Source organism: Devosia sp. Root685, assembly GCF_001427875.1.
Lineage (GTDB): Bacteria > Pseudomonadota > Alphaproteobacteria > Rhizobiales > Devosiaceae > Devosia.
In genome coordinates this window covers 100,750-125,835 of sequence record NZ_LMHK01000003.1, presented here as the reverse complement: position 1 = coordinate 125,835, position 25,086 = coordinate 100,750, and the positions used below count along the sequence as shown (strand labels likewise).

Genomic DNA, 25,086 nt, shown 5'->3' with positions numbered 1-25,086 from the left:
TTTTAGTCCTAGGAGAAAAGGGCCGCGGAAAGGAGGCGCCGGCCCTTGAGAGTAGCCGGATCCTTGGCGCCCCAGGCCTCGAAGAATTCGAGCAGCTTCTTGCGCGCGCCGTCTTCGTTCCAGGTGCGGTCGCGCTTGAAGATGGCGACCAGAGCCTCGGCCGCCTCGACGCGCTTGCCTTCGGCGTTGAGCACGACCGCCAGATCAAACCGCGCCTGATGATTGTCCGGGTCCGCCGCAATTGCGGCCTCGAGCGAAGCCGATTCGGACAGGCCGGACGCTTCGTCCTGGAGGCGAATGGTATTGGCAATGGTCGTATAGGCTTCGCCCTTGCGCTTGTCCTCGGGCACCATATCGAGCGTTGCCCGCGCCTGATCGAATTCACCGGCCTCGACATAAACGCGCGAGAGACCAATCAGGGCCAGTTCGTTTTCGGGAGAGTGTTGCAAGACCATGCCGAAAATCTGCGCGGCCTGGCCGAGATCGCCGGCCGCAAACGCTTCTTCCGCAACTTTTAGCGCATCGGCAATCTGGGCTTCGATGGAATCGGCCGGCGGCGCGCCCGCGGGGGCTGCGGCAATCACCTTGTCGGCGAATTTGCGCACTTCGCCTTCGGGCATGGCGCCCATGAAACCGTCGACCGGACGGCCGCCGGAGAAGGCAAAAACCGCGGGAATGGACTGCACGCCCAATTGTCCGGCAACGCCGGGATGGTCGTCGATATTGATCTTGACCAGTTTGATCTTGCCGGCCTTTTCGTTGACCACCTTTTCAAGCGCGGGGGTCAATTGGCGGCAGGGACCGCACCAGGGCGCCCAGAAATCGACGAGAACCGGAACATCGCGCGAGGCTTCGAGCACATCGGCGCGGAAGCCGGCATCGGAGGATTCGCTGATGAGACCGACGGGAGCGGCCGGGGCAGCGCCGGCGGCGCCGTTGAGGGAAATCGACATAAAGAGCTCTCGCGAATGGGCATTGAGGGAGCAGTCGCGGGCCTTTTTGCGCCCGCCTCAACCCGGTTGCAAGTCCTCATTCCCACAGGCTTTCAACAAGATGACATGAAAGCGAAGAACTGGGGTTGCAATCGGTCTGATGATTAGGCATATAGCGCCTCGTTGAAGCGCTTCAAGGCGCGGCGACACGGATGCGGGTGTAGCTCAGGGGTAGAGCATAACCTTGCCAAGGTTAGGGTCGAGGGTTCGAATCCCTTCGCCCGCTCCAATTCTCCCAGGTTGGCAAGCCTAGGGAGAAACAAAGGGTCCTTCGGGACCCTTTTTGTTTTTCCAAGGCATGGCGTTCCCATTGCCCAATGGACCGACTCGCGATCTAGCTGGCGCCCCTTGAGGCCATTGAAACACGAGAACGCCATGACCGACCTGTCGCAATTCCCCATCGCCCAGCGCTGGCCGGCGGCGCATCCCGATCGCCTGCAGCTTTATTCCTGGCCGACGCCCAATGGGGTGAAAGTCTCGATCATGCTCGAAGAAACGGGCTTGCCCTATGAGGCGCATGCGATCCAGATCGGCAAGAACGAGACCTGGACGCCCGAATTCCTCGCGCTCAATCCAAACGGCAAGATTCCGGCAATCATCGATCCCAACGGCCCCGGCGGCAAGCCGCTGGCGCTGTTCGAATCGGGCGCCATTCTTTTGTATCTGGCTGAAAAGACCGGCAAATTCCTGCCCCAGGACCCGGCGCTGCGCTACGAGACCATCCAGTGGGTGTTTTTCCAGATGGCCGCCATCGGCCCGATGTTCGGCCAGGTCGGTTTCTTCCACAAATTCGCAGGGCGGGAATTTGAGGACAAGCGCCCGCTCGAACGCTACAGCGCCGAATCGCGACGGCTGCTCGACGTGCTGGAAAAGCGCCTCGAAACCCGCGACTGGATCATGGACGACTATTCCATCGCCGATATCGCGACGCTGGGCTGGGTCCGCAATCTCATCGGCTTTTATGGCGCGGGCGATCTCGTCGCCTATCACACGCTCAAAAACGTGCCGGCATGGCTCGAACGCGGCCTCGCCCGCCCCGCAGTGCAGCGCGGTTTGCTCATTCCTGCCGCCGACTAATTTTGCCACAAGCGGCGGCAGGGCCTTTGGTCAGCCCCTCGCCGCCGCTTCCAGCGCCGAGATGTCGAATTTTACCTGTTTCAGCATGGCCTCGGTGACGCGTTTCGACACAGCCGGATCGGGGTCCATCATCAGTTCGCCCAGGCGCTTGGGGGTAATCTGCCAGGAGAGGCCCCAGCGGTCCTTCAGCCAGCCGCATTGCTCGGTCGAGCCGCCCTCTTTCAGCGCATCCCAGAGCCGGTCGATCTCGGCCTGGGTGTCGACTTCGACCAGAATCGAAAAACTGTGGTTGAAGGGGTCGAGCGGACCCGCCTCGATCGCCATATAGCGCTGGTCGCCAATGGTGAAGGCGGCCATGCCGACACTGCCGGCCGGGCCGCTGGGATTATCAGCCGGAATGGCCGAGACCCATTCGATCTTCGAGCCTGGAATCAGCGACGTATAGAATTTTATCGCCGCGTCCATGTCTTTTTCAAACCAGAGATGCTGGGTGACCTTCATCGTTTCGTCCTCCTGTTGAACCGTCTGCCTTCAAGACGATTCAACGTTTTGGACTTCGACATGGTCGCGACGATTTAGCATTTCGTCAGTGCCAACCCCACCTCGGTGGCCCCCCCGGCCTTCGCCGGGGTGACAGCTGGTGGTTGAGAATCTATCGACGAAAAGCGCTATGCCGGCCGGATGCGAATGGCCAGATGCGGCCGCCCCGGCAGTTCGACCGCAAAGGCGGCGTCGGGCTTGCGCGCCACGACCACCGCCCCATGCCGCGTCGGATGATTTGCCGGCGCCGGCACGATCTTTGCCGGCTCCACCGTCATGTTCCAGGTATCGATCAGGTCTACCCGGTATTTTCCATCGTCCTTGGGCAGGCCCGAGGCCCAGATCACCGGCTGGTGCTCGCCAAAATAGACAATCGTCGTGTCGCCATCGCGCGCCCCTGAAACACGGTTCCACGGATAGCGCGTCTGCGGATCGATCGGCTCGAAACCGTGCTTGGCGTCTTCTTCCATGAGATCGCGGAGGAAGCCGATGCGCTTCCAGGCCTCGCCATGCAGTTCCCCGCCCTTGGCCCACCAGATGAGATCATCGGGATTGGAAAAGGTCTCGCCGTGCCCGGTATAGCCGCCGCGCATTGCCGTCACCCAAAAGCGGTGCACCAGCTCCTCGGCGGAAATATTCCCCCAGACCTGGATGATATTGCCCTCATATTCGGGCTCGTCATTGACCACCGGTTTTCCGTAAGCCAGCCGCCATTCCCCGGTCCGCTTCACATCCCAGTGCTGGATGCAGACATGGGTCACCCAAGGCTTGCGATGATCGTAATTGGCCTCCGGGTCGCCATTGTGGATCGAGCGCAGATGCCCATAGGGATCGTTCTCTTCGAGGATATGAAAATAGCGCTCCCACTGGTGCATCGGCTTGGTATTGAGCAGGAAGTCATACTCGTTGGCGAGCGACCACCAGACATTGCGATAGGCCGAAAGCCGCGCGGCGAGATATTTTACATAGGCGTAGTCCTGCGTCTCGCTCATGTCGCAGTAACCCCAGCGGTCGTAGGGGTGGAAGATGATGATATCGGCTTCGATCCCCATCTCCCCCAGCGCCTTCACCTGGTTTTCAAAATGCCGGAAACTCTCGGGATTGGGCCGGTCGAAGTCGAATTTCCCGTCACTGCCCTTCTGATAGACGTCGTGCAGCGCCTCGTTGACATTGTAGGGATAGTCCTTGGGAAAGACGCCCATGCGTAGTTTGTTGAAACGCGTCTTCTCAAGCGTTTCCAGTGTCTTCTGCTGTTCGCCCAGCGGCTGATGCGTCCAGGCATAGCAGGTGGTGCCGAAGGACAAAAACGGCGTGCCATCGGCGTAGGCAAAGTGGAATTTGTTGGCGACCCGCACCGGGCCATGGACGCCTGCACGCGGCGCGGTGACGGAAAAACTGCCGGTCTTGCCGTTCAGTTCCGCCACATTGGACTTGGTCGAAAACGTCCACTCGCCCGCATTGTCCGGCATGAAGCGAATACGGAAAATCCCGTCGCCATCATAAAAGCCGGGCACGCGCACGGTACGGCTCTTTTGCTGAAAGAAAGCCTCCAGCGTCACCTCGAGAAACGGATTGCCGCCCGAGGGGCCCTCAAAACTGGCTTCAAACACATCCCATTGCGCTGTGGTAGACATGCTCATTCTCCGTCGACGCGCTTGAACAGCAGGGCTTGGTAGGGCTTTGGCGAAAAATGCAGGACATCGCCGCGCTCGACGCTATCGGCCAATGTCTTCTCGGTCATTTCCCAGGTGTCGATCAGCGTCGCCGAATATTTTTCGCCTGGCGGGGTCGCCACCGCGAATTCGTTCGGCTGGTTCTCGCCGAGATAGCTCAGATAGTAGCGATGCGGCTGGCCGGCCGTCGCGAACCAGGCTTGCACCCGCGGCCAATCCTCTTCGCCCGCCGCAGGCTGAAACAATTGGGCCAAGACAACATTATCGAGCCCGCCGACAATGGTCGTCCGATAAGCGCCGGTCGATTTGACGGGATCGAGCCCCTCATCCGGACCGTCTTCCAAAATTTTGCGGAGAAAAGCGATGCGCGCGACGCTCTCGCCAGTCAGCTTGCCACCCTTGGCCCACCAAAGATTTTCTTCGTCATTATAGTAGGTTTCGCCATGCGTGACGTAACCGCCATTGACGGTGCCGTCCCAAAAACGGCGCACCATTTTCTGCCCGGAAATATTGCCCCAAAGTTCAGCGATATCGCCCTCGTAGCAGCACTCGTCGATCGAGACGGGTTTGCCGTACTTTTCCCGCCACAGGGCCGAGAGATTGGCCCCCGAGCGCTGGATGCTCGAATGGGTGATGCGGGGATGGTTGTGGTCATAAAAGGCAAAACAATTGTGCACGCTGAGAAGGTGCCCGAAGGGATCATTGTCGGACGTGATGTGGATGAACCGATCCCAGTCCGCCATCGTCTTCGATGGCATCAGGTCATATTCATTGGCCATCGACCACCAGACATTGGGGAAGGCCGCGAGGCGCGCCACGAGATATTTCAGGTAAGCATCATCCTCGGCCGGGCTCATCCGCGAAAAACCCCAGCGGTCATAGGGGTGGAAGATGATCAGGTCGGCTTCGACGCCGATCTCGGCCAGCTGGTTGATGCGCTTTTCGAGGTGCCGGAAATAATCGGGCTCAAAGCGCGAGAAATCGAATTCCCAGCCGAACTCGCCGCCGAAGCGGCCGGTCCATTCGCTTGATCCCGTCTTCGTCACCGGGAAGGGATAACGCTCTGGCTCGTTCTCGTTGTAGCGATAGTGTTTTGGGAACACGCACATGCGGATTTTTGTGAAAGGCCCATCCGCCAGCGTTGCCAGCGTCTCCTCCTCCATCGCGTCGCCCTGCAGGTTCCAGACATAGGCCGTGGTGCCGATATTGATGTAGCGCGTGCCATCGGCATAACGGAAATGGTGGCGGTTGGAGACGCGCACCGGCCCATGATGACCGGGCTTGGCCGCACCAACCTCCAAGCTGCCGCTTACCCCATCAAGCGCCGAGACATTGCTCTTCGTCACGTAGGACCAGGTACCCGTCGTGTCGGGCAGGAAGCGCAGTTTGTAATCGCCGTCGCCATCGTAAAAGCCGTTCACCCGTACCGTTTTATCGCCTTGGGTAAAGGTCGCGCGCAGCTCGACGTCCTGAAATGGATTGCCCTCGCTCGGGCCGTTTAGGGTGAGTTCATACGTGGCCCACAGCGACGCGGCGCCATTGGCAGAAACCGAATTGGTCATCTTTCTGTCCCGTAGTCTGAAATGAGTTGGTTTGAAATTTCTGGCTAACTGGCCACGCGTTTGCGCTCGCGCCAGCGGCTGGTGGTCGTGGGAATAGAACTCAGCAGCAGTCGCGTATAATCGTGCTGCGGGTCGGACATCACCTTTCGTGCCGGGCCGAATTCGACCACGCGACCCTTGTTCATCACCGCCACATAGTCGGAGATGTAGTAGGCCGTGGCGAGATCGTGGGTGATGTAGACAAAGCTCCGTCCCGCCTCGTCGCGCAGCCGCTTAAAGAGGTTGATGATGATCATGCGCCGCGAGGCGTCGATCATGGAGACGGGCTCGTCGGCCACGATCAGTTTCGGATTGGGAATCAACGCCCGCGCCACCGAAATGCGCTGCAATTCACCGCCCGAAAACTGGGCCGTGTATTTGCCCCGCACATCGTCATAGTTGAGCCCGACGCTCTTTAGCGCAGCTTCCACCGCCGCCTCGGCCTGTACCCCATCCATGCCGGCGACACGCCGCGCCGTTTCTTCGAGATAAACATCCACCGGCCGATAGCGGCTAAAGGCTTCAAAAGGGTTTTGGAAGATCGGCTGCACCAATCCCAAAAAGTCCTTCTTGGAGGGGATGGCACCCTTCCCGGCGACCACTTCGTCATAGACGATCGCCTGGCCAGAAGTCGGCGTTTCGAGCCGCAGCAGCGTTTTGGCCAGGGTCGTCTTACCGCTGCCTGACTCTCCCACCACCGCAATCACCACCGGCTTGTCGCTCTCGACGGTGATGTTGACGTCGTTGAGCGCCTGCACCTGCTTGGCATTGACGATGCCGCCGAGCCGATAGGTCTTGTTGAGCCCTTCGGTCTTGAGAATGAAGGTCATGCCAAAACTCCCTCACGCTGGCGGGCCGGCTGGGCCACAAAATGCCCCGGCTTCACCTCGATGAGATTGGGTTCGACCCGGAAGGCGCGGTCGCCGCCGCCGCCAGCCTCGCTCGCCATAACGCCACGCATGCTGTCGTCGCCGATGGTGGGCAAGCTGTCGATCAGCATTTTCGTATAGGCATGCTGCGGATCGGCAAAGACGCTGTCGGTATCGCCATATTCGACGACGCGACCGGCATACATGATCAGCATTTTCTGGGTGACCTGATAGTGGACGCCCATGTCGTGCGAGACGACGAGGATGGTATTGCCCATCTCCTCCTGCAGCTCCATGAGCAGCATCAGAATGTCCTTCTGCACCACCACGTCGAGTGCCGTCGTCGGCTCGTCGGCAATGATCAGTTCGGGCTGGAAGAAGGTCGCAAGCGCGATCATCATGCGCTGCCGCATGCCGCCCGAAAGCTGGTGCGGATAGGAATCCATCGCCTCCGGGGGAAGCCCAAGTTTTCCGATATAGGCACGCGCCCGTTCGAGAACCCGCTTCTTGTTGCTGTCCGTGCCCGGAAAATCCACGAACTGTTCGCGAATGCGGATAACCGGATTGAGCGAGTTCATCGAAGATTGCGGAATGTAGGAAATGGTCTTGAACCACTCTTTCCGCACATTCTCGGCCGTGACCGCTTTCCCGTCCGTACCCTTGAGGCCGTATTCGATACTGCCCCGTGAGAGATACATGGGCGATTGAATATCGCCATAGATCGCCTTCATCAGCGTCGATTTGCCCGACCCAGACTCCCCGGCAATGCCGACGACGCAATTGTCGGGAATAGTCAGCGTCACCCCGTCAACGGCGTCGATGGTGCGGCCGCCGATGCGATAGCTGATTTTCAGATCGTTGAGGCGGATCATGAGACACCACGCTTGGCTGCAAAGGCTTGGTTGAACCCGGTCGAAGTCAGGAACAGCCCGAGGAAAAGGGTAACGGTCGCGACGATCGGCGCCACGATCCAGGGATATTGCCCGGTGAAGAGAGCATTGTAGCTCAGGGCCCAGAAGATGATGGAGCCGAGCGTCGGCACCTCAACCTTGGAGAGCCCGATCACTGCCAGCGTCGCCTCGGTATTGATGGCGAAAAGCACGGTGTTGATGAAGCCGACGAGGATATAGGCCGACACATAGGGAAAAATTTCCTTGGCCAGAATGTCGACCGTATTGGCCCCCGAGAAGCGGGCCATGTTGATAAATTCGCGTTCTCGCAGGGAGAGCGCCATGGCGCGAACGGTGCGTGCGTCCCAGGCCCAGCCAAAAATGATGATGATCAGCCCGACGGTGAAAAACGAGGTATTTCCCCGGATCAGCGCGCCCAAAATGATCAGGATCGGCAGGAGAGGGATGGTGATGAACGTATCGACGAACAGCATGACGATGCGCTCGAACATGCCGCCGATATAGCCCGCGCTGAGCCCGACAATCGTCGCGACAATGGTCACACCCACCGCCACCAGAATGCCGAGCATCAGCGAGTTCTTGATGGCAAAGACCAGGAACCAGAAAATGTCCTGCCCCAAAGAATTGGTGCCGAGCCAATGGACACCCGACATCGGCAGGTTGCGCATGTAAGTCGCCTGGATCGAGGGGTCCGCAGGCGCGAAGAACGGCAGGATAAAACTACCGAGGCCCATGACGAGAAGAATGATGAGGCCGATAGCAAGGCGCGCATTGAGGAGCCAGAGCAGCCCGCCCTTCTTGCGGCCGGGTTTTACGGAGACGGGCGGGGCGACAACCAGCGCCACCGGATCGGCATTGTTGGTGTCAAAACTCATTTGGTGCGGATCCGCGGGTCGAGGAGAGGATAGATGAGGTCGATGACGAGGCCGGCGGTAGCGACGGCGAGGATCGAGAGCGTGATCGCGCCATAGAGCACATTGTAATCGCCGCCGGTCGCGGCGGTGCGCATGATCAAGCCAATGCCGGGATAGGAGAAGATGATCTCCGTAAGAAGCGCGCCGTTAAAAATCATGCCCAGCGACAGGGCCAGAGCCGTCACCTGCGGCAAGAGCGCATTGCGGAACACGTAGCGCGTCATGCGCGTCCAATTGGAAGCGCCTTTCAACCTTGCATAGGTGACATAGGGCTCCTCGGTGGTCGCAACCGCCAGGGCCTTCATGGACAAAATATTCCAGCCAAAACCCGCCAGGACCAGCGTGATCGCCGGCAGCAGCGAATTGTAGATGATCATGCCCACCTTGGCCCAGGTCATCTCGCCCACGGGGAAGGTCGGGGACAGCGGAAAAATCGGAAAGATATAGGCCAGGATCAGCAGCACCGAGACCGCGAGGATGTAATACGGGATCGGGTAAAGGAGGATGCCGACGAATTCGAGGATCGAGGCCGCCTTGTGCTTGTGAAAATAGCCGGCAACGAGACCCACCATATTCCCGAGCAGCCAGGCGATCACCGTCGCCGTCAGCAGCAGTCCCAGCGTCCAGGGCAGCGCCGTAACGATCATGGTCGACACTTCGGTGGGGTAATAGGTGAAGGACGGGCCGAAATCGAAGTCGATGACGACGCGTTTCAAATAGGACAGATACTGGGTGAAAATATCGCCCTTGAGGCCATAAAGAACCTCGAGATTGACCCGCATTTCGGCGATGGCCTCGGGCGTGAGCGTGCCATTGGCACGGCTTTGGATCTGCCCGATATAGCCATCCACCGGATTGATCGGCATGAAGCGGGGCAGCATGAACGTTATGGTCAGCCCGATAAACAGCACGGCGAGATAGAGGCCGAATCGCTTGGCGACATAGGCGAGAACACCCATCAGTCAGTCCTTCGCAAGGGCGCAGCCGAAAAACGCTGCACGACGAAATAAAAACCCGGAGAAGCGTTCAGCGCCGCAGGGACAAGGCGCTGAACGGCTCCGGGGGGCAAGGCGGCCAGGAGGACATTGGCCGCCCCGCAACTCGCTTATTGCTGGCCGGTCGGCTCGATCGACACGATGGTCTTCTTGAACGAACTCCACCAGGTGTAGGGCGCAGCGTAGAAATTGTCCTGCTTGGGGAAGTTGGTCCAATAGGTCTTGTTGGTCGGGATCGTCGTCGGGATGTTCATGAGATTGATCATCTGCATGTCTTCCGTCAGGTATTTTGCAATACCCCGGCCGTTTTCGAGGAATTGCGGATCGTCGGTGGGCAGCTTGGCGCTGTCGACAACGAGATCAAAAATCCGCTGGTCGGTGACGCGCATGATGTTGCCGTTGAGCGAGTCGGTAGAGTCGACCGGCAGCACATAGCTCGCGTCGAACTGGCGCCAGGAATTCTGCCAGTTCGCGTTATAGGTGCACGACTGCCCCCAGTTGATCATCAACTCGTTGCGCGAATTGGTGTTCTGGACCGTGGTCCATTCGCCGTTGTCCACCTGGCGGGTATTGATGTTGAACCCGGCCTGGCGCCAGCTATCGGCAATCGAAAAGCCGATACGCTGGATGACCTTGTTCCAGTCGCCGGGAATGACGAATTCGATCACCCACGGCGAGCCGTCTTCGAGCGCAAAGAAGCCATCGGCGCCCTTCTTCATGCCCACCGATTCCAGCAGCTTTGCCGCCTCGGCCGGATCATGCTTCCACCAGCCCATGCCAAACCCGGATTCAATGGCATCGCCCGTCGGCAGCTGCGAAGCATCGATGCCTTGCGCGGCGAGCGTTTCGGTCAGTTCGGCACCGAAATTGGTGTTGTAGGGTTTGTAGCCGTCCGCCAGCGTCAGCTCTTCGAGCCAGGACTGGAGCGGGGCATAATAGAGCGGATTGGTAATGGGCGTATCTGCCAGCGGCAGCGCGCCGGCCTTGAACTGGCCGCTCATCGAAGAAATGCCGACCTGCTGCATGTTAAGCGCAAGGGCCAGGGCCCAGCGAACTTCCGGCTTGTCGTAGGGCGCCTTCTGCAGGTTGATATAGACGCCATAGGAGCAGGCGTCGTTCATGTCGTGATAGGGGAAGGTCGGTGAAAAGCTTTCCACATTGGGATTGCGACCCTTGGCCGCCTGGATCGAGTCCGGGCTCATGAAGGTGTCGATGTCATACTGGTTCTGCACGAAGGCCAGAGCGCGCGTTTCTTCGGCGCCAAAGTCCTTGTAGAGCACGAACTTTGGTTTGGGTTGGCCCAGATTGCCCCAGCCGGAGCGTTCCCAGTCTTCACGCAGTTCCCACAGCTGCCAGGCGCCGTTGGGGTCGAATTCCTTGATCTTGTAGGGTCCGAGGGTCACCGCATTGGTGTTCTGGAAGGTGACGACAGCATCGCCGAGCGGCTCATAAACGTGCTTGGGCACGATGACGAACTGGCTACCCCAGGTATAGACGCCCATCACGGTCTGGAAATCGTAGGACGAGCGCGTGGTTTCGACCTCGAACGTATAGTCGTCGATCTTCTTCCAGCTCTTGACGAAATTGGCGATCACCGCCACGCGGCCAAGCTGGCTGCGATATTTGATATAGGTGTCGAGCGAATAGATGACGTCGTCGGCAGTGAACTCGACGCCATCGCTCCAGTAGACGCCTTCACGCAGTTTGACGCGGAACTGGGTGTGCTCGTCATTGAGCACTTCGACGGGGCCAGCGGCGAGTTCGGGATAGGATTCACCCGTTGCGGTGTCCATTTCCCAGAGCCAGCTCCAGCCGAGTTCGCGAAAACCGCGCCAGATGGCGTAGGAATTCATCGGGTTTTGGGCGGACGCATTGGCGGCGCGACCGTCGAAGGTCTGCACGATCAGCGTCTCGCTGCGCGGCGTGCCGACATCGGTCATGGCGCCCTGCGCAAATGCGGTAGTGGTCAACATGACGCCAAGGACAGACGCCATCAAAGAACGGCCAAGCCGAACCATATTTTCCTCCTTTGCCGGTCGCCAGCCCTCCAGCCGGTCGACCCACGAAACACGAGGCGTTTGAGGGAAACAGGGACGCGTTTTCAGCCTCGCGCACCGGGTGCATTCCGGGCACAATCAGACTGGCCAAAAGCTTTCCATATCCTCCCGCGCGCTCCCGCAGCGGCCGCAAAATCGTTTTGTTATTTTCGATTTCTTGCGATTACTAACGATTATGTACGGAACCCGAGCTTGTCAATGGCCCTCCGGCCGCCTCGATCAAATGCCTGCGCCCAATAGCGGGGCGGCAGACCATCCAGAGGCGCAGTTCCGATGCACCGCCAGTCACAATGTATGAACAGCAAATACAAAGAGTTAGCCGACTTTTGGCCCAAAGCAAAAGCGCCCGCTTTCGCCGCTTGCGCGCCAAAACCTCAGAATTCGCAAATTTTCCGAATTACGCGAAAAGCAAATTCACGCCGGAAAGCGCCGGAAACCGCATGTGAGCCCGCATATTTCCTCTGAGGAAGCCGGGTTCAATGGACCTGCACCGAGCCGAGCTGAAAAAACACCGTCAACAGCGGCGCCAGGAGTTTGGGGTCATATTCATGGCTCTGGCCGGCCAGCGTCATGCGCTCGACATTATGGAGGCCCGACGCGACCCAATCGGCGCCCGCCGCCATGAAGGGAAAACTCTTGTCCCCGTCGAGCACCAGCACCGGCATGATGGCGTTCTGCCAATGCTCGGGCGGGGTATCGCCGGCGCGGGCATCGGCGAGAATGCGGTAGTCGTGTTCGAGGGTCATGCCAACGGCGGCGTAAGCGGGCCAGGCCGGGCTCTCCTTAAACGCCTGTAGCGCCTCCCTGGACATGCCGACAGCGAGCAGAAAATCGCTCATCATCTCGGCGGCGCGACCCTGCGCCGCCTCCATGGCCATCTGCATATGCTCATAGCGATAGGCGTCGCCGGACCGGTCCGGATCGATCGGCGGCTCATAGAGCACCAGACCCTTGATCTTGCGCGGCATGGCGGAAGCCGCTTCCAGCGCCAGCACGGCGCCCGAGGACACGCCGAAGACAAAGGCCTCGCCCCCGGCGATTTCGAGCAGGGCGGCGATATCCTCTACTTCGCGCGCCACCGCATAGGGCCATTTGTCGGTGGATTCCCCGCGGCCGCGCCGGTCAAAATTGACGACGGTAAAATGCTGCGCCAAAAGCCCGATCAGCGCCGGCGTCCCGGTGCGGTCCACCGCCCGATATTGCGTCGCGCCGGCGACGAGGATCACCGCCGGGCCACTGCCGGTCACATCATAGCCGATGATGACGCCATCCTTGGAAACAACCTGCGGCATGAGAGGACCCTCTTTTGCCCGCACTATGCCCGTCCCGCCCCGCCGCGTCATGCCCGCCAAACGAAAATCCCCGCTTTCGCGGGGATTGCATTATGCGTAGCGGGGCAAAAGCCCTAGCGGATGGCGTTGCCTTCGGCGTTGAAAACATGCGCCTTGGCCGGATCGATATAGGCCGGGATGGTCGAACCCAGTTCGACATGGCGCTGGCCTTCAAGCACCACGGTCAGCGCCTGACCATCCGTTGTGGTTGCGTAGAGCACCGTCTGGCCGCCGAGATTTTCGACGAGATCGACGCGCAGATCGGCAAACTTGGCGCCCGTGCCTTCGACAATGGTGATGTGCTCGGGGCGAACGCCCAGCGTCGCCGTGCCCACGGCAGAACGGCCCAGCGGCAGCGAACCGCTGGCGGTCTTGACCGTCTCGCCCTCGCCGGTGGCGGTGAGCAGGTTCATCTTCGGGGAACCGATGAAGCCGGCGACGAAGAGATTGCGCGGGGCGTTATAGAGGTCGAGCGGCGCGCCAGCCTGTTCGATGATCCCGGCGCGCAGCACCACGATCTTGTCGGCCATGGTCATGGCTTCCACCTGATCGTGGGTCACGTAGATCATGGTGTTACCCAGATCATTGTGCAGCTTGGCGATCTCCACCCGCATGGCGACGCGCAGTTCGGCGTCGAGGTTGCTGAGCGGCTCGTCGAAGAGGAAAATCTTGGGTTCGCGCACAATGGCGCGGCCGATGGCGACGCGCTGGCGCTGGCCGCCCGAAAGCTGCTTCGGCTTTCGTTTTAGCAGCGGCTCGATTTTCAGGATCGCTGCAGCGCGCTGCACGCGGCTCTCGATCTCGGCCTTGGGCATTTTTGCCGTTTCGAGGCCAAAAGCCAGGTTCTGGTAGACCGACATATGCGGATAGAGCGCATAGGACTGAAACACCATGGCGATGCCGCGCTTGGCCGCCGGCACTTCGTTCATGCGCTGGCCGTCGATAACCAGGTCACCGCCGGTAATCGGCTCAAGGCCGGCAATCATGCGCAAAAGGGTGGATTTGCCACAGCCCGAGGGGCCGACGAAGACGGTGAAATCGCCCGGCTCGATATCGAGGTCGACGCCATGAATCACGGCGACGTCGCCGTAGGATTTCTGGATCTGGCGGAGTTGAATGCTGGTCGCCATGGGTCTTCTCCTCAAACTTACCGGAACTCGGCCGGAACCCAGCTCTTGTAGAGCGGGTGGTCGGGGCCCAGGGGCAGAACGACCTCCTGGTGGGTGGACGAGGAATGATAGAAGGCCGTCACCAGTTCAAGCGAGCGGCGCGAATCCGCTGACGTCACTGGCAGGGCAATCTTACCCTCGATAGCATCGTGGAACCTAGCCATCTGCGTCTGGAAGCGGCTCGGCACATGCTGCCAATTGGCCAGCAGCGCATCGATCCTGGCTTTCACCTCGTCATTGCGCGGCAGGATTTTCCAGAGTTCCTTGCCCGGATTATAAGGGGCGTGGTCGCTCTCGATGGTGACATTTTCGAACTGCAGGCGGATGCGGGTGATTTCATCCACCGAACCCAGCGTCGCGGTAAAACTCGCCAGCGCGCCGCTCTTCATTTCGAGCGAGGCCGAAATGGTGTCTTCCACTTCAATGGGATTGACGCGCGTCGCCACGCGGCCAAAGACGCGCGAAATATCGCCCATCAGATACGTAAAAATATCGTGCGGGTGGATGGCGTGGCCCATCAAGACGCCGCCAAGCTCGGTCTTCCACTTGCCGCGCCAGGGCACGGCATAATAGGGGGCCTCGCGCCGCCACATGGTTTCGACGGTCCCGGCATAGGGCTTGCCGGCAATGCCGGCATCGATGATTTTCTTGGCCTGCTCGATGCCGTCGCCGAAGCGATACTGGAACACCGGCATCAGCTTGCCCTTGGCGGATTTTTCCGCCTCCACGATCTGGTCGATCTGTTCGAGCGAACCGACCAGCGGCTTTTCGCAGACGACATGCTTGCCGGCGGCGAGCGCCTTGGTGACCATGGAGAAATGCACGCCGGGCGGGGTGCAGACATCGATCACGTCGATATCGTCCATGGCGAGCAGGTCGTCGAAATTGGTGATGCGGCGCTCGACGCCGAATTCATCACCGATTTTGGCAAGGCGTTCCGGATCGAGATCGCAGAGCGCCAGAACTTTGAATTTGTCGGCGTTGGGCAGATAGCCCTCGACGATATGACTGCGGCCGATACCGCAACCGACGACGGCGACGTTGAGAATACGGCTCATTTCACCCACTCCGTACCCTGTTCGGCCTTGGCCTGGGCAGTCAGCGCCATCTTCATGGCATTAAAGCAGCGCTCCTGCGGCATGGCCGTCTCGGTGCGGTTGCGCACGTCATCGAGGAACTGGCGCCCGAAGGGCAGATCGACCTGCGAACAGTCGATGTGCTGCGTGCCCTTCTTGTCGATAAGGAACAGGTGGTCGGTGCCGGGGCGGCCGGCCACGTCGATATATTTGCGCAACTCAATATAGCCTTCGGTACCGAGAATCGTCAGGCGGCCGTCGCCCCAGGTGGGCAGTCCCTCGGGGGTAAACCAGTCGACGCGGATATAGCCGGTGGTGCGGGTGGTGCGGACATGCGCGTCGCCCACATCCTGCAGGCCCGGACGATGCGGATGGTTGCGATTGTAGACGCTCGACGAGGTCACTTCGCCATCATTGGCGTTCGAGAAGAACAAAAACTGCTCGAACTGGTGACTGGCGATGTCGCACAGAATCCCACCATAGCGATTGCGGGTGAAGAACCAGTCGGGGCGGTTATTGAGGCGCAGCGAATGCGGGCCGAGACCCACGGTGTTGATCACCTCGCCGATGGCGCCCTTGGCAATCAGATTGCCCGCTTCAACGGTCGCCGGCACTTCAAAATGCTCGGAATAGAGCACGGAGAAAATCCTGCCGGTTTCCTTTTGCACGCGCTTGATTTCATCAAGCTCGGCCAGCGTCGTCATGCCCGGCTTGTCGGTGAGCACGTCCTTGCCGTGCCGCATGGCGGCAAGGCAGATCTCGGCACGATCGCCGGGAATAGCGGCGGTCACGACGATCCCGATGGACGGGTCTTCCAGAATAGCCCGCGGATCGGAAACCCGTTTGGCCTCGGGATATTTGGCCGAGAACGTCGCCGCGAGGTCATCTTCCACCGCGTGAAAGGCGACGAACTCCGCGCCGGCGCGCTTGAGGCAGTCGACCTGCCCATAGATGTGCGCGTGATTGATGCCGATGGCGGCGAATTTCAAGTCTGACATAGCTTAACGCTTCATACCGGTGGTCGCGATGCCCTCGATGAGCAGGCGCTGGAAGATGAGGAAGAACAGGAAGATCGGCACGATGGAGAGGACGCTCATGGCAAAGAGCCCGCCATAGTCCGACATGCCGGTGGAGTCGGTGAAGGTTCGAAGACCCAGCATCACCGTGTAGTCGCTCATCTTGTTGAGGTAGATGAGCGGACCGAAGAAATCGTCCCAGGTCCAGATGAAGGTGAAGATGGCAGCCGTCGCCAGAACAGGGGTCGAAAGCGGCAACATGATCTTCCAATAGATGCGCCAGGGTCCGGCGCCATCCATCATCGCGGCTTCATCGAGTTCGCGCGGAATGCCGCGGAAGAACTGCACCATGAGGAAGATGAAGAACGCATCGGCCGCGAGGAATTTCGGCACGATCAGCGGCAGGAAGGTATCGACCCAGCCGAGCTGGCGGAACAGCACATATTGCGGGATCAGCGTCACCTGATAGGGCAGCATCAGCGTCATCAGCATCAGCGCGAACCAGATTTTGCGGCCGCGGAATTCAAGGCGCGCAAAGGCAAAGGCCGCCAGCGAACAGGCAAACACATTGCCGATCACCGAGAAGATCGAGACGATGAAGCTATTGGTGAAGAAAACCGAGAAACTGGTCCTTAGCCCATGCCAGCCACGGAAATAGGCATCGAGGCTCCAGGACGAGGGGATGATGCTGGCCGAGGTGAAAATCTCGTTTTCCGGCCGGAACGATGCCGCGAGCATCCACAGCAGCGGATAGAGCATCAGGATCGAGGCCGAGATCAGGAGCCCATGGCTCACCACCGAGGTCAGGCGCTTGCGCCAGATCGGGGTTTCCGCGCCGACCACGGTCAATTTCATGGGGGCATCAGTCATCGTAGTGCACCCAGTATTTCGAGGTGAGGAACGAGAAGGCGGTGAAGACGGCGACGAGCGCCAGCAGCACCCAGGCCAGCGCGGAAGCATAGCCCATGCGGAAGAAGCCGAACGCCTCCTGGTAGAGATAGAGCGTATAAAAGAGCGTCGAGTTGATCGGATTGCCCGTGCCGCCCGAGATGATGAAGGCCGGCGTAAAGCTCTTGAAGGCCTCAATCGTCTGAATAATGGCGTTGAAGAACACGACCGGTGTAAGCAGCGGCAGGGTGATCTTCCAGAACTGGCGCCACTTGCTGGCGCCATCGAGCGAGGCCGCTTCATACATGTCCTGCGGAATCTGACGAAGTCCGGCGAGGAAGATGATCATGGGCGAGCCGAACTGCCAGATCGAGAGCACGATCAGCGTCCAGAGCGAATAATTGGGGTTCGAAATCCAGCTCGGCCCGATAATGCCGAAAATGGAGAGGAACTTGTTGACGAGACCATCGGCGGCAAAGATCTGGCGCCACAGAATGGCGATGGCGACCGAAGCGCCCAGAAGGCTCGGCAGATAGAACAGCGAGCGATAAAGCGTCAGACCCTTCATGCCGCGGTTGAGCAGCAGGGCGACACCAAGCGCGAAGGCCAGTTTCAGCGGCACCGAAAAGACCACGAAGAACATCGTCACCCGCATGGAGGCGGCGAATTTCGGGTCATTGGTGAACATGCGGACATAGTTGTCGACGCCGGCCCAGCGGGGCGCCGTCAACAGGTCGAAATGATTGAAGCTGAGATAGAGCGAGGAAATCATCGGCCCGAGCGTCAGCCCGAAAAAGCCGATGAACCAGGGCAGGAGGAATAGGTAGCCGGGGGCATCCTGTTGCCAGATGCGTTTCCACACGGAGGCCTTTGGGGCCTCCGAATAGGGGATGGTGGACGTGGCGTTTTGAACGGTCATGCTTTAGCTCGTCCTCCCCAGGGTCTGGATGACCTGGTCGTAGAAGGCGGGACCGGCATCGGCGGGCGATTGCGCGCCAAATGCCACTTCCTGGCTCTTGGTTTTGAGAGCCACTTCGATTTCACCGGCCGAAGCGGGCGGGGTCGGCGGCACATCGCCGGCGATCTCGCCGAGATCAGCGATATATTTCACCACCATCTGGCCGCGCTCGTCGAGGGAAGCCGCAACGGCGTCACGCATGGCCGACGACGCCGGCACGCCGCGCTCAACGCCGAGCAAGGTCGCCGCTGCCGGGGTGTTAACGAAGAAATTGATGAATTCAATGGCCTTTTCCGGCGCAGCGGATGACGCGGAGAGCGCAAAATACTGCGAGGAATTGCGGTAGTGGCCGCCCTTGGAGTCAGCCGAGGTCGCGGGATAGATGGCGATCCCCAGCGGATCGGGCACCAGCGTCTGGTAAGCGACGAGCTGGTTGGAGGTGGTAAAATTCATCGCCGACTTGCCGCGCACCAGCGGCGCAGTTTCAAGCTGCCCCGTGTCGATGGCCTGCTCGTCGGGTGAAATGATCGCCTTGGCCTCGCGCAGCGCCGCCCAGAGTTCGAACCATTCGGTGACGTCTTCGGGGGTGAAGGCCGGCTTGCCGTCGGCATAGAGCGCCTTGCCCTTCTGGCGCAGCCAGTTTTCAAACAGCAGTTCTATGCCGCTGCCATCGGGCGCCATGGCGGTGGCGCCGCCCGTAGCTTCCCAAACTTTCGGGCCATGGGTGAGAAGGTCGTCATAGGTCCAGCGCATGGGGTCGATATCGACACCGGCATCGCCCAAAACCTTGGAATTGAACACGGTCGCGCCGGCAGCAACACCGAGGCTGACCCCGATCAGCTTGCCGTCGATCGTACCGTTGCGCAGCTGGTCTTGGTCAAAGCTCGAGATATCGAGCCCGGCGCCGACATAGCTATCGAGCGGGGCGAGCGAGCCGCGACGGGCATATTCGCCGATATAGCGATAGTCCATCTGAATGATGTCGGGCTGGTTGCCGCCCGCGGTCTGGGTGGCCACTTTTGGCCAATAGTCGGCCCAGCCGAGGAATTCGCCTTCGATGGCGACGTCGGGATGCTCGGCGGTAAATAGGTCCACCACGCCATAGGTGCGGTCGGCGCGCGCCTGGCCGCCCCAGAAAATCAACCGCAGATTGGCATTCTGCGCCCAGGCGGGCAGCACGCCGCTGGCGCCGACTGCGAGAGCCGCAGCGCTGGAAGCAAGAAAGTGGCGGCGGGAAAGCGTAATGGACATAGGGTCACCGGGTATAAAATAACCCCGCGCCCGAGAATGGGCGCGGGGCGAAGGGATGATTAGCCAGCCCGCTCGAGAATGGCCGTGGCTTCGGCGACGAAGTACGGACCAGCGTCTTCCGGCGTACGCACGCCAAAGGACACTTCCTGGCCGATGGTGCGCAGCAGCGAGATATCGATCTCGCCTGCCGAAGCCGGCGGCGGGGGCGGCAGCGGCCCGAGCAGGTCGCCCAGGTTCGCCACGAAGTTGAGAGCGATCTGGTTGGCCTCGTCGAGGGTCGGGGCGACGATTTCGCGGGTTTCGGGCAGGCAGGGAATGCCGCGCTCGACGCCGAGAATCTTTGCCGCTTCCGGATCGGAGATGAAGAAGCTGAGGAATTCAGCTGCCTTTTCCTTGTTGGCGGAAGAACCGGCAACAGAGAAGAACATCGATGGCTTGCGGTAGTGACCGCCGCCAACACCGGCTGCGAGGCGCGGATAGCCGACCATGTCGAGCTTGTCAGGCACGAGGGCCTGGAAGCCGACGAGCTGGTTGGAGTTGGACGGCATCAGAGCCGATTTGCCCGAAACCAGCATAGTGGTTTCAAGCGGCCCGGTATCGAGAGCCTGAGAATCAGGAGCAACGATGACGCCGGCATCGCGGAAGGTCTTCCAGAGGTTAAACCATTCGGTCATTTCGTCGGCGCCAAAGCCGAGCTTGCCGTCTGCGGTATAAAGGGCAAGGCCCTTCTGGCGCAGCCAGTTGTCGAGCATCGGCTCGGTATAGGAGCCGTCCGACATCATCTTCATGCCGCCGCGGATATTGGCCTTGGAGAAGGCTTCACCCTTGGTCATGATGTCGTCGAGCGTCCAGTCATTGGTCGGGGCCTCGACGCCGGCCTCTTCGAACGCAGCGGTATTGACGAGGGTCGCCACCGAGTTGGCGCCGAGCGAAATACCATAGAGCTTGCCGTCGACCTTGCCGCCTTCGAGCTGGTCGGCATCAAAGCCATCGAGCTTGAGCCCGCCGCCAACGAATTCGTCGAGCGGGGCAATGGCGTTACGCTTGGCGTATTCGACGATGTAGCGATAGTCCATCTGGATGATGTCTGGCGCATTGCCGCCGGCGGTCTGCGTCGCGAGCTTGGGCCAGTAATCGTTCCAGGCAAGGAATTCGCCTTCGATCTTGTTGCCGCTAGCGGCTTCATAAAGATCGGTGACGCCATAGGTGCGGTCGGCGCGGCCCTGGCCGCCCCAGAAGATCAGCCGCATATTGGCGGCCTGGGCCCAGGCGGGGCTGATGCCGGCGGCGCCGGCAGCCATAAGGGCCGAAGTTCCCATCAGGAACTGACGGCGATCCATACGAAAAGTCATGTTTTTCCTCCCATGAATATTGAGGCTCCGGCCTTCCGGAGCGAATTGAGCAGCGACCTCCCCGTCGCTAAATCACCAACCAGTTACTACTGCGATCAGATCAAGCGTATTGTCAACATATCCGTGACTGTCGCTCTGCACAAAACCGCTTCTCACAAATAACCAGCCAGTTACCCCTACCATAGGACCGCGCCGTCGGGCAACAATCCTTGTATGGAAGATTTTTTGCGGCTGAGACGCCTCGTAGCGGCCCTTGCCGCGCCGTCCCGTCCTGGTGCTGACCTCCCGCTTTGCCCAGTGGCGGTGCGCATCGCGCATTCTCGCCGGGGCCTTTGTCTTTGACCCAGAGTGGCGCAAAATTGCCTCCTGGAAAACTACAAAATTGCCCGGCATATTATAGAATAAATCTATAGCGACATGCCAAGGAGGCCATTTTGGACAAATTGCTCACCCAGTTCCTGGCCGTCGCCGATGCCGGTTCGCTCAGCGGCGCCGCCACGACGCTGCTGATCACCCAGCCCACCCTGACCTTCAATATGCGCAAGCTTGAAGAGACCATTGGCGCGACCCTCTTCGAGCGCTCCTCGCGCGGCGTCCGCCTGACCCGCTATGGCGAAACGCTTTATGAAAATGCGCGGCTGATGAACCGTCTCTACGACAACACCCTCAGCGCCATTGCCGACCAGCAGCGCGGCACCGAGCGGGGGCTTACCGTCGGCTCGGGCTATTCGTGGTGGGCCATGTTCCTCAAGGATCTGGTTGTCGATTATCAGCGCGAATTTCCCAAGGCCCCGGTGCAAGTCAGTCTCGGCAACCAGTTGCGGCTGCTCGACCAGATGCTTTCGGGCGATATTTCGCTATTTCTCGCCCATGAGATCGATGGGCTCAATCCCAGCATCGGCACCGATTTCATCCCCTTGAGCCGGGTCTATAATGCCCATTTCGTCCATGACGGGCATCCCCTGCTCGGCGCGCCGCGCAATCGCGCCGAGATCAACGACTATCCCCAGATCATCAGCTCACTGGCCGAAAGCCGGCACGAGCGGTTCTTTGATATTTCCCGGCGCCGCACCCGGGTCGAAACGGTTTTCGATCGCACCCACTATGCCTTCCGCTCCAACTCGCTCGCCGCCTGCATCGACTATGCGCTCGCAACCGACGCCGTCCTCACACACACACATGTGATGCGCGCCTCCTTCACCAAAAGCGGCCTGTTCGAGGTGAAACAATCCGAACCGCTGCGCATGAATGTCGCCGGCATCTATGTGCTCAAGGAGCGGCGTGGCGAAGAGCGCGTCGAAGACCTAATCGCCCGCATCAGCGCCGCAGCCAAAACCACTTTGCCGCCGCTCTGAAAGGGATAGCGGCGCCTCCAATCGCACTCGCGCACCGCCAACTAACATGTTAGCGTCACCCCCATGCAGCAAGCCCCTCTCTTTTCCACCCAGCCCCTGGCCCCCACGCCCGATCGCCTCGCCGCCGGCGAGCGCGTTGCCGCGCGCCTCAAAACTCTTGTGCGCGGCGCCATTCATACCGATCCGCTGATGACCTATGCCTGGAGCGGGGACGCCAGTTCCTACCGGTTGATTCCGGCCGTCGTGGTCTTCGTCAATTCCGAAGACGATGTGCGCGAAGTGTTCAAGGCCGCCCGCGCCGAGGGCCTGCCGGTCACTTTCCGCGCCGCCGGCACCTCGCTGTCGGGCCAGGCGGTTACCGATGGCGTGCTGGCGGTTCTCGGCGATGGCTGGCGCACGCTTGCCATCCATCCGGGCGCCGAAAAAATCACCCTGGGGCCAGCAGTGATCGTTGCCGAGGCCAATCGCGCGCTAAAGCCATATGACAGGAAAATCGGACCGGATCCGGCCTCGCAAGCCACCTGCAAGATCGGCGGCGTCGTCAACAACAACTCGTCCGGCATGTGCTGCGGCGTGGCGCAAAACACCTATCACACCATGGAGCGCCTGCGGATCGTCCTCACCGACGGCACCATGCTCGACAGTGGTGACGCCGCCAGCCGCGACGCGTTTCGCGCCAGCCATGGCAAGATGCTCGCCGGCCTCCATCAGCTTCACCACGACGTCATGGCCGACGCTGAACTCGTTGCCCTGATCCGGCACAAATACCGGATCAAAAATACCGTCGGCTATTCGCTCAACGCGCTGGTCGACTATCACGACCCGCTCGATATTCTCATTCACCTGATGGTGGGTTCGGAAGGCACGCTGGGCTTTGTCTCGGAGGTCACCTACAACACCGTGCCCGAGCATCCCTTCAAGGCCACCGGCCTCATCCCCTTTCCCGATCCGCAATCGGCCGGCCGCGCCATTATCGAAATGGCCAATGGCGGCGTGCAGGTGACGACCGGCGTCACCGCCGCCGAATATATCGAGCGCCGCGCCCTTGCGACGGTCGAACATCTCGCCCCCATGGCGCCCCTCTTGCCCTGGCTCACGGAAAACTCCCCCGCCGTTCTCATCGACGTGACCGCACCTGATGCGGCAACGCTCGAAATGGAAGTGGCGAAAGCCAATGCTTTGCTCGCCCGTCACGGCGCCACCCATATCGACCTCTCGACCAACGAGCACCGCAGCCACGCCCTTTGGGATATTCGAAAAGGCTTTTTCACCTCGGCCGGTGCCGCCCGCCCCAAGGGCACGATCATGCTCACCGAGGATGTCGCCGCCCCCATCGAAAAGCTGGCTGAATTCGTCGTTGATCTCCGCACCATGCTCGATGATCACGGCTATACCGATGCCGTCATTTTCGGCCATGCGCTGGCCGGCAATCTCCATTTCCAGATGGGCGACGATTTTTCCAAACCCGGCGCCGCCGAAAAATTCGACATCTTCAACCAGGAACTCAGCACCCTCGTCTCGCTGCGCTATGGCGGGTCGCTCAAAGCCGAGCACGGCACCGGCCGCGCCATCGCCCCCTTTGTCGAGGCCGAATGGGGTTCTGCTGCCTATGCGATCATGCATCGCATCAAGGCCCTGTTTGATCCAGAACGCCTGCTCAATCCCGGCGTGCTGCTCAATGACGACCCAAAAGTGCACGTCAAAAACCTCAAACTCATGCCACTCAGCGATGAAGTGGTCGATCTCTGCATCGAATGCGGGTTTTGCGAGCCGGCCTGCCCCAGCCACCATATGACCCTGACCCCGCGCCAGCGCATCGCCGTCACCCGCGAACGCGAACGTATGCGCAGGACCGGCGAAGACCCGGCCCGCCTCGCGCGTTTCGATGCCGATTTCCAATATGCGGGCATGGACACTTGCGCTGCCTGTAATCTCTGCTCGCTGCGCTGCCCCGTCGGCATCGAGACCGGCACGATGATCCTCGGCGAACGCGCCCGCCGCCGCGGCGGCACGGCCCATGCGGTGGCTCGTTTCACCGCCGACCATCGCGGCACGGTCGAACGCGCCATGCGCGGCGGCGTCGCTTTTGCCGATGCGGCCCGCACGATCATCCCCGCGCCCGCCGTCGAAGCCATCACCGACACAGCCCGCCGCCTTTCGGGCAAGCACATTCCCCGCGTCTCCCGCGCCCTCCACCACGGCCCCGGCGCCCCCCGCGCCCGCGACACGCGGCAAGACCCGCGCAAAACCGGCTTCCCGGTGCCCATCACCCAGAGCGCAAGGCCGCAGATCGTCTATTTCCCCGCCTGCCCCAGCCGCATGTTCGGCGCGCCAAAAACCGAGCACGACCTGCTCGACACGCCCGCCGCCATGATGGCGCTCCTCGAACGGGCTGGCTATGACGTCATCGTACCAGAGCACCTGACGGGCCAATGCTGCGGCCAGCCCTTTCAGTCCAAGGGTTTTCCGGAGCAGGCAATCGAAGTCGGCAAGGCGCTGAAAGCCGAGCTTTCGACCCTCTCCGATGCTGGCCGACTCAATGTCGTCACCGACGCCTCAACCTGCGCCAAGCATCTGAAGGAATTTCCGGGCGATGCGCCGGTCGCCGACTCAGCGCAGTTCCTCATCGCCCATGTGCTGCCAAAGCTGGCGATCACTCAGAAACTGCCTGTTGTCGCCGTGCACCACAATTGCTCGGCCCAGCGTCTCGCCGAACAGCCGGCAACGGAAGCCATCGCCGCCGCTTGCGCCGAAAAACTCGCAGTCCTCTCCTCGATCACCTGCTGCGGCTATGCCGGGGACAAGGGCCTGTTCCTCCCCGAACTCAATGCCCACGCCACGCGGCGCGTCGGCAATGACATTCCCGACAATTGCACCCTTGGCGTCTCGACCGTCTCGACCTGCGCCTCGGGCCTCACCGAGAGGGCCGAAATCCCCTTCGTGAGCCTTGCAAGCCTCCTCGAATGGGCCAGCCGGCCCTGATTTCAAACAGGCCCCGGCGCCAAGCCGGGGCCCGACTGGACGCCCCATGGCATCCGCGACTTTTCAAGCCAACGCGACC

General features: G+C 60.6%; 20 protein-coding genes and 1 tRNA gene. 4 read left to right on the top strand and 17 right to left on the bottom strand.

Going from position 1 to position 25,086, the window contains the following annotated elements; genetic code table 11:
• Positions 1–8: 8 nt before the first annotated feature.
• Positions 9–953: a thioredoxin family protein gene (locus ASD83_RS15785; protein ID WP_056312696.1), complete on the bottom strand. Its 945-nt coding sequence runs from the start codon at positions 951–953 to the stop codon at positions 9–11.
• Positions 954–1,146: 193 nt separating this feature from the next.
• Between ASD83_RS15785 and ASD83_RS15780 the strand changes: the two genes are divergently transcribed.
• Positions 1,147–1,221: transfer RNA gene (locus ASD83_RS15780), tRNA-Gly, on the top strand.
• A 146-nt stretch (positions 1,222–1,367) separates the two neighbouring features.
• Positions 1,368–2,069, top strand: a complete 702-nt coding sequence (locus ASD83_RS15775) for a glutathione S-transferase N-terminal domain-containing protein (protein WP_056312694.1) — start codon at positions 1,368–1,370, stop codon at positions 2,067–2,069.
• A gap of 30 nt (positions 2,070–2,099) precedes the next feature.
• On the opposite strand, the gene ASD83_RS15770 is transcribed toward ASD83_RS15775, so the two are convergent.
• The 16 genes from ASD83_RS15770 to ASD83_RS15695 form a co-directional block, all read right to left on the bottom strand.
• Positions 2,100–2,570, bottom strand: a complete 471-nt coding sequence (locus ASD83_RS15770) for a VOC family protein (protein WP_056312692.1) — start codon at positions 2,568–2,570, stop codon at positions 2,100–2,102.
• Positions 2,571–2,737: 167 nt separating this feature from the next.
• Positions 2,738–4,249: a DUF5060 domain-containing protein gene (locus ASD83_RS15765; RefSeq protein WP_056312691.1), complete on the bottom strand. Its 1,512-nt coding sequence runs from the start codon at positions 4,247–4,249 to the stop codon at positions 2,738–2,740.
• Positions 4,246–5,844: a DUF5060 domain-containing protein gene (locus ASD83_RS15760; RefSeq protein WP_056312689.1), complete on the bottom strand. Its 1,599-nt coding sequence runs from the start codon at positions 5,842–5,844 to the stop codon at positions 4,246–4,248. The genes ASD83_RS15765 and ASD83_RS15760 overlap by 4 nt, the downstream gene beginning before the upstream one ends.
• 44 nt (positions 5,845–5,888) lie before the next feature.
• A complete protein-coding gene (locus tag ASD83_RS15755; protein WP_056312686.1) occupies positions 5,889–6,713 on the bottom strand; it encodes an ABC transporter ATP-binding protein in 825 nt (274 codons plus the stop codon).
• A complete protein-coding gene (locus tag ASD83_RS15750) occupies positions 6,710–7,624 on the bottom strand; it encodes an ABC transporter ATP-binding protein (RefSeq protein ID WP_056312684.1) in 915 nt (304 codons plus the stop codon). Before ASD83_RS15750 ends, ASD83_RS15755 begins: the two co-directional genes overlap by 4 nt.
• Positions 7,621–8,538: an ABC transporter permease gene (locus ASD83_RS15745; RefSeq protein WP_082561271.1), complete on the bottom strand. Its 918-nt coding sequence runs from the start codon at positions 8,536–8,538 to the stop codon at positions 7,621–7,623. Before ASD83_RS15745 ends, ASD83_RS15750 begins: the two co-directional genes overlap by 4 nt.
• Positions 8,535–9,536 carry an ABC transporter permease gene (locus ASD83_RS15740; protein ID WP_056312682.1) on the bottom strand — a complete coding sequence of 334 codons (1,002 nt, stop codon included), beginning with the start codon at positions 9,534–9,536 and terminating at the stop codon, positions 8,535–8,537. Before ASD83_RS15740 ends, ASD83_RS15745 begins: the two co-directional genes overlap by 4 nt.
• 146 nt (positions 9,537–9,682) lie before the next feature.
• Positions 9,683–11,542, bottom strand: a complete 1,860-nt coding sequence (locus tag ASD83_RS15735) for an ABC transporter substrate-binding protein (protein ID WP_162249182.1) — start codon at positions 11,540–11,542, stop codon at positions 9,683–9,685.
• Positions 11,543–12,105: 563 nt separating this feature from the next.
• Entirely contained in the window at positions 12,106–12,921 is an 816-nt protein-coding gene (locus ASD83_RS15730) for an alpha/beta fold hydrolase (RefSeq protein WP_162249181.1), read from the bottom strand.
• A 113-nt stretch (positions 12,922–13,034) separates the two neighbouring features.
• On the bottom strand, positions 13,035–14,090 hold the full coding sequence (locus ASD83_RS15725; RefSeq protein ID WP_056312675.1) for an ABC transporter ATP-binding protein: 1,056 nt from the start codon (positions 14,088–14,090) through the stop codon (positions 13,035–13,037).
• 17 nt (positions 14,091–14,107) lie between these two features.
• Positions 14,108–15,187, bottom strand: coding sequence for a Gfo/Idh/MocA family protein (locus ASD83_RS15720; RefSeq protein ID WP_056313300.1), 1,080 nt, complete (start codon positions 15,185–15,187; stop codon positions 14,108–14,110).
• Positions 15,184–16,203: a Gfo/Idh/MocA family protein gene (locus ASD83_RS15715; RefSeq protein ID WP_056312673.1), complete on the bottom strand. Its 1,020-nt coding sequence runs from the start codon at positions 16,201–16,203 to the stop codon at positions 15,184–15,186. Before ASD83_RS15715 ends, ASD83_RS15720 begins: the two co-directional genes overlap by 4 nt.
• A 3-nt stretch (positions 16,204–16,206) precedes the next feature.
• Positions 16,207–17,076, bottom strand: a complete 870-nt coding sequence (locus ASD83_RS15710) for a carbohydrate ABC transporter permease (RefSeq protein ID WP_056313298.1) — start codon at positions 17,074–17,076, stop codon at positions 16,207–16,209.
• Between the two features lie 7 nt (positions 17,077–17,083).
• A complete protein-coding gene (locus ASD83_RS15705) occupies positions 17,084–18,028 on the bottom strand; it encodes a carbohydrate ABC transporter permease (protein WP_056312671.1) in 945 nt (314 codons plus the stop codon).
• Between the two features lie 3 nt (positions 18,029–18,031).
• On the bottom strand, positions 18,032–19,318 hold the full coding sequence (locus ASD83_RS15700; protein WP_056312669.1) for an ABC transporter substrate-binding protein: 1,287 nt from the start codon (positions 19,316–19,318) through the stop codon (positions 18,032–18,034).
• Between the two features lie 59 nt (positions 19,319–19,377).
• Positions 19,378–20,670, bottom strand: coding sequence for an ABC transporter substrate-binding protein (locus ASD83_RS15695; RefSeq protein WP_056312666.1), 1,293 nt, complete (start codon positions 20,668–20,670; stop codon positions 19,378–19,380).
• A gap of 434 nt (positions 20,671–21,104) precedes the next feature.
• On the opposite strand from ASD83_RS15695, the gene ASD83_RS15690 reads away from it, so the two are divergent.
• The gene (locus ASD83_RS15690; RefSeq protein ID WP_056312664.1) at positions 21,105–22,025 is read left to right on the top strand and encodes a LysR family transcriptional regulator; all 921 of its coding nucleotides are present in this window, start codon (positions 21,105–21,107) and stop codon (positions 22,023–22,025) included.
• Between the two features lie 63 nt (positions 22,026–22,088).
• Positions 22,089–25,007 (top strand): FAD-binding and (Fe-S)-binding domain-containing protein, encoded by a 2,919-nt coding sequence (locus ASD83_RS15685; RefSeq protein ID WP_082561268.1) that lies wholly within the window; start codon positions 22,089–22,091, stop codon positions 25,005–25,007.
• Positions 25,008–25,086: the final 79 nt, after the last annotated feature.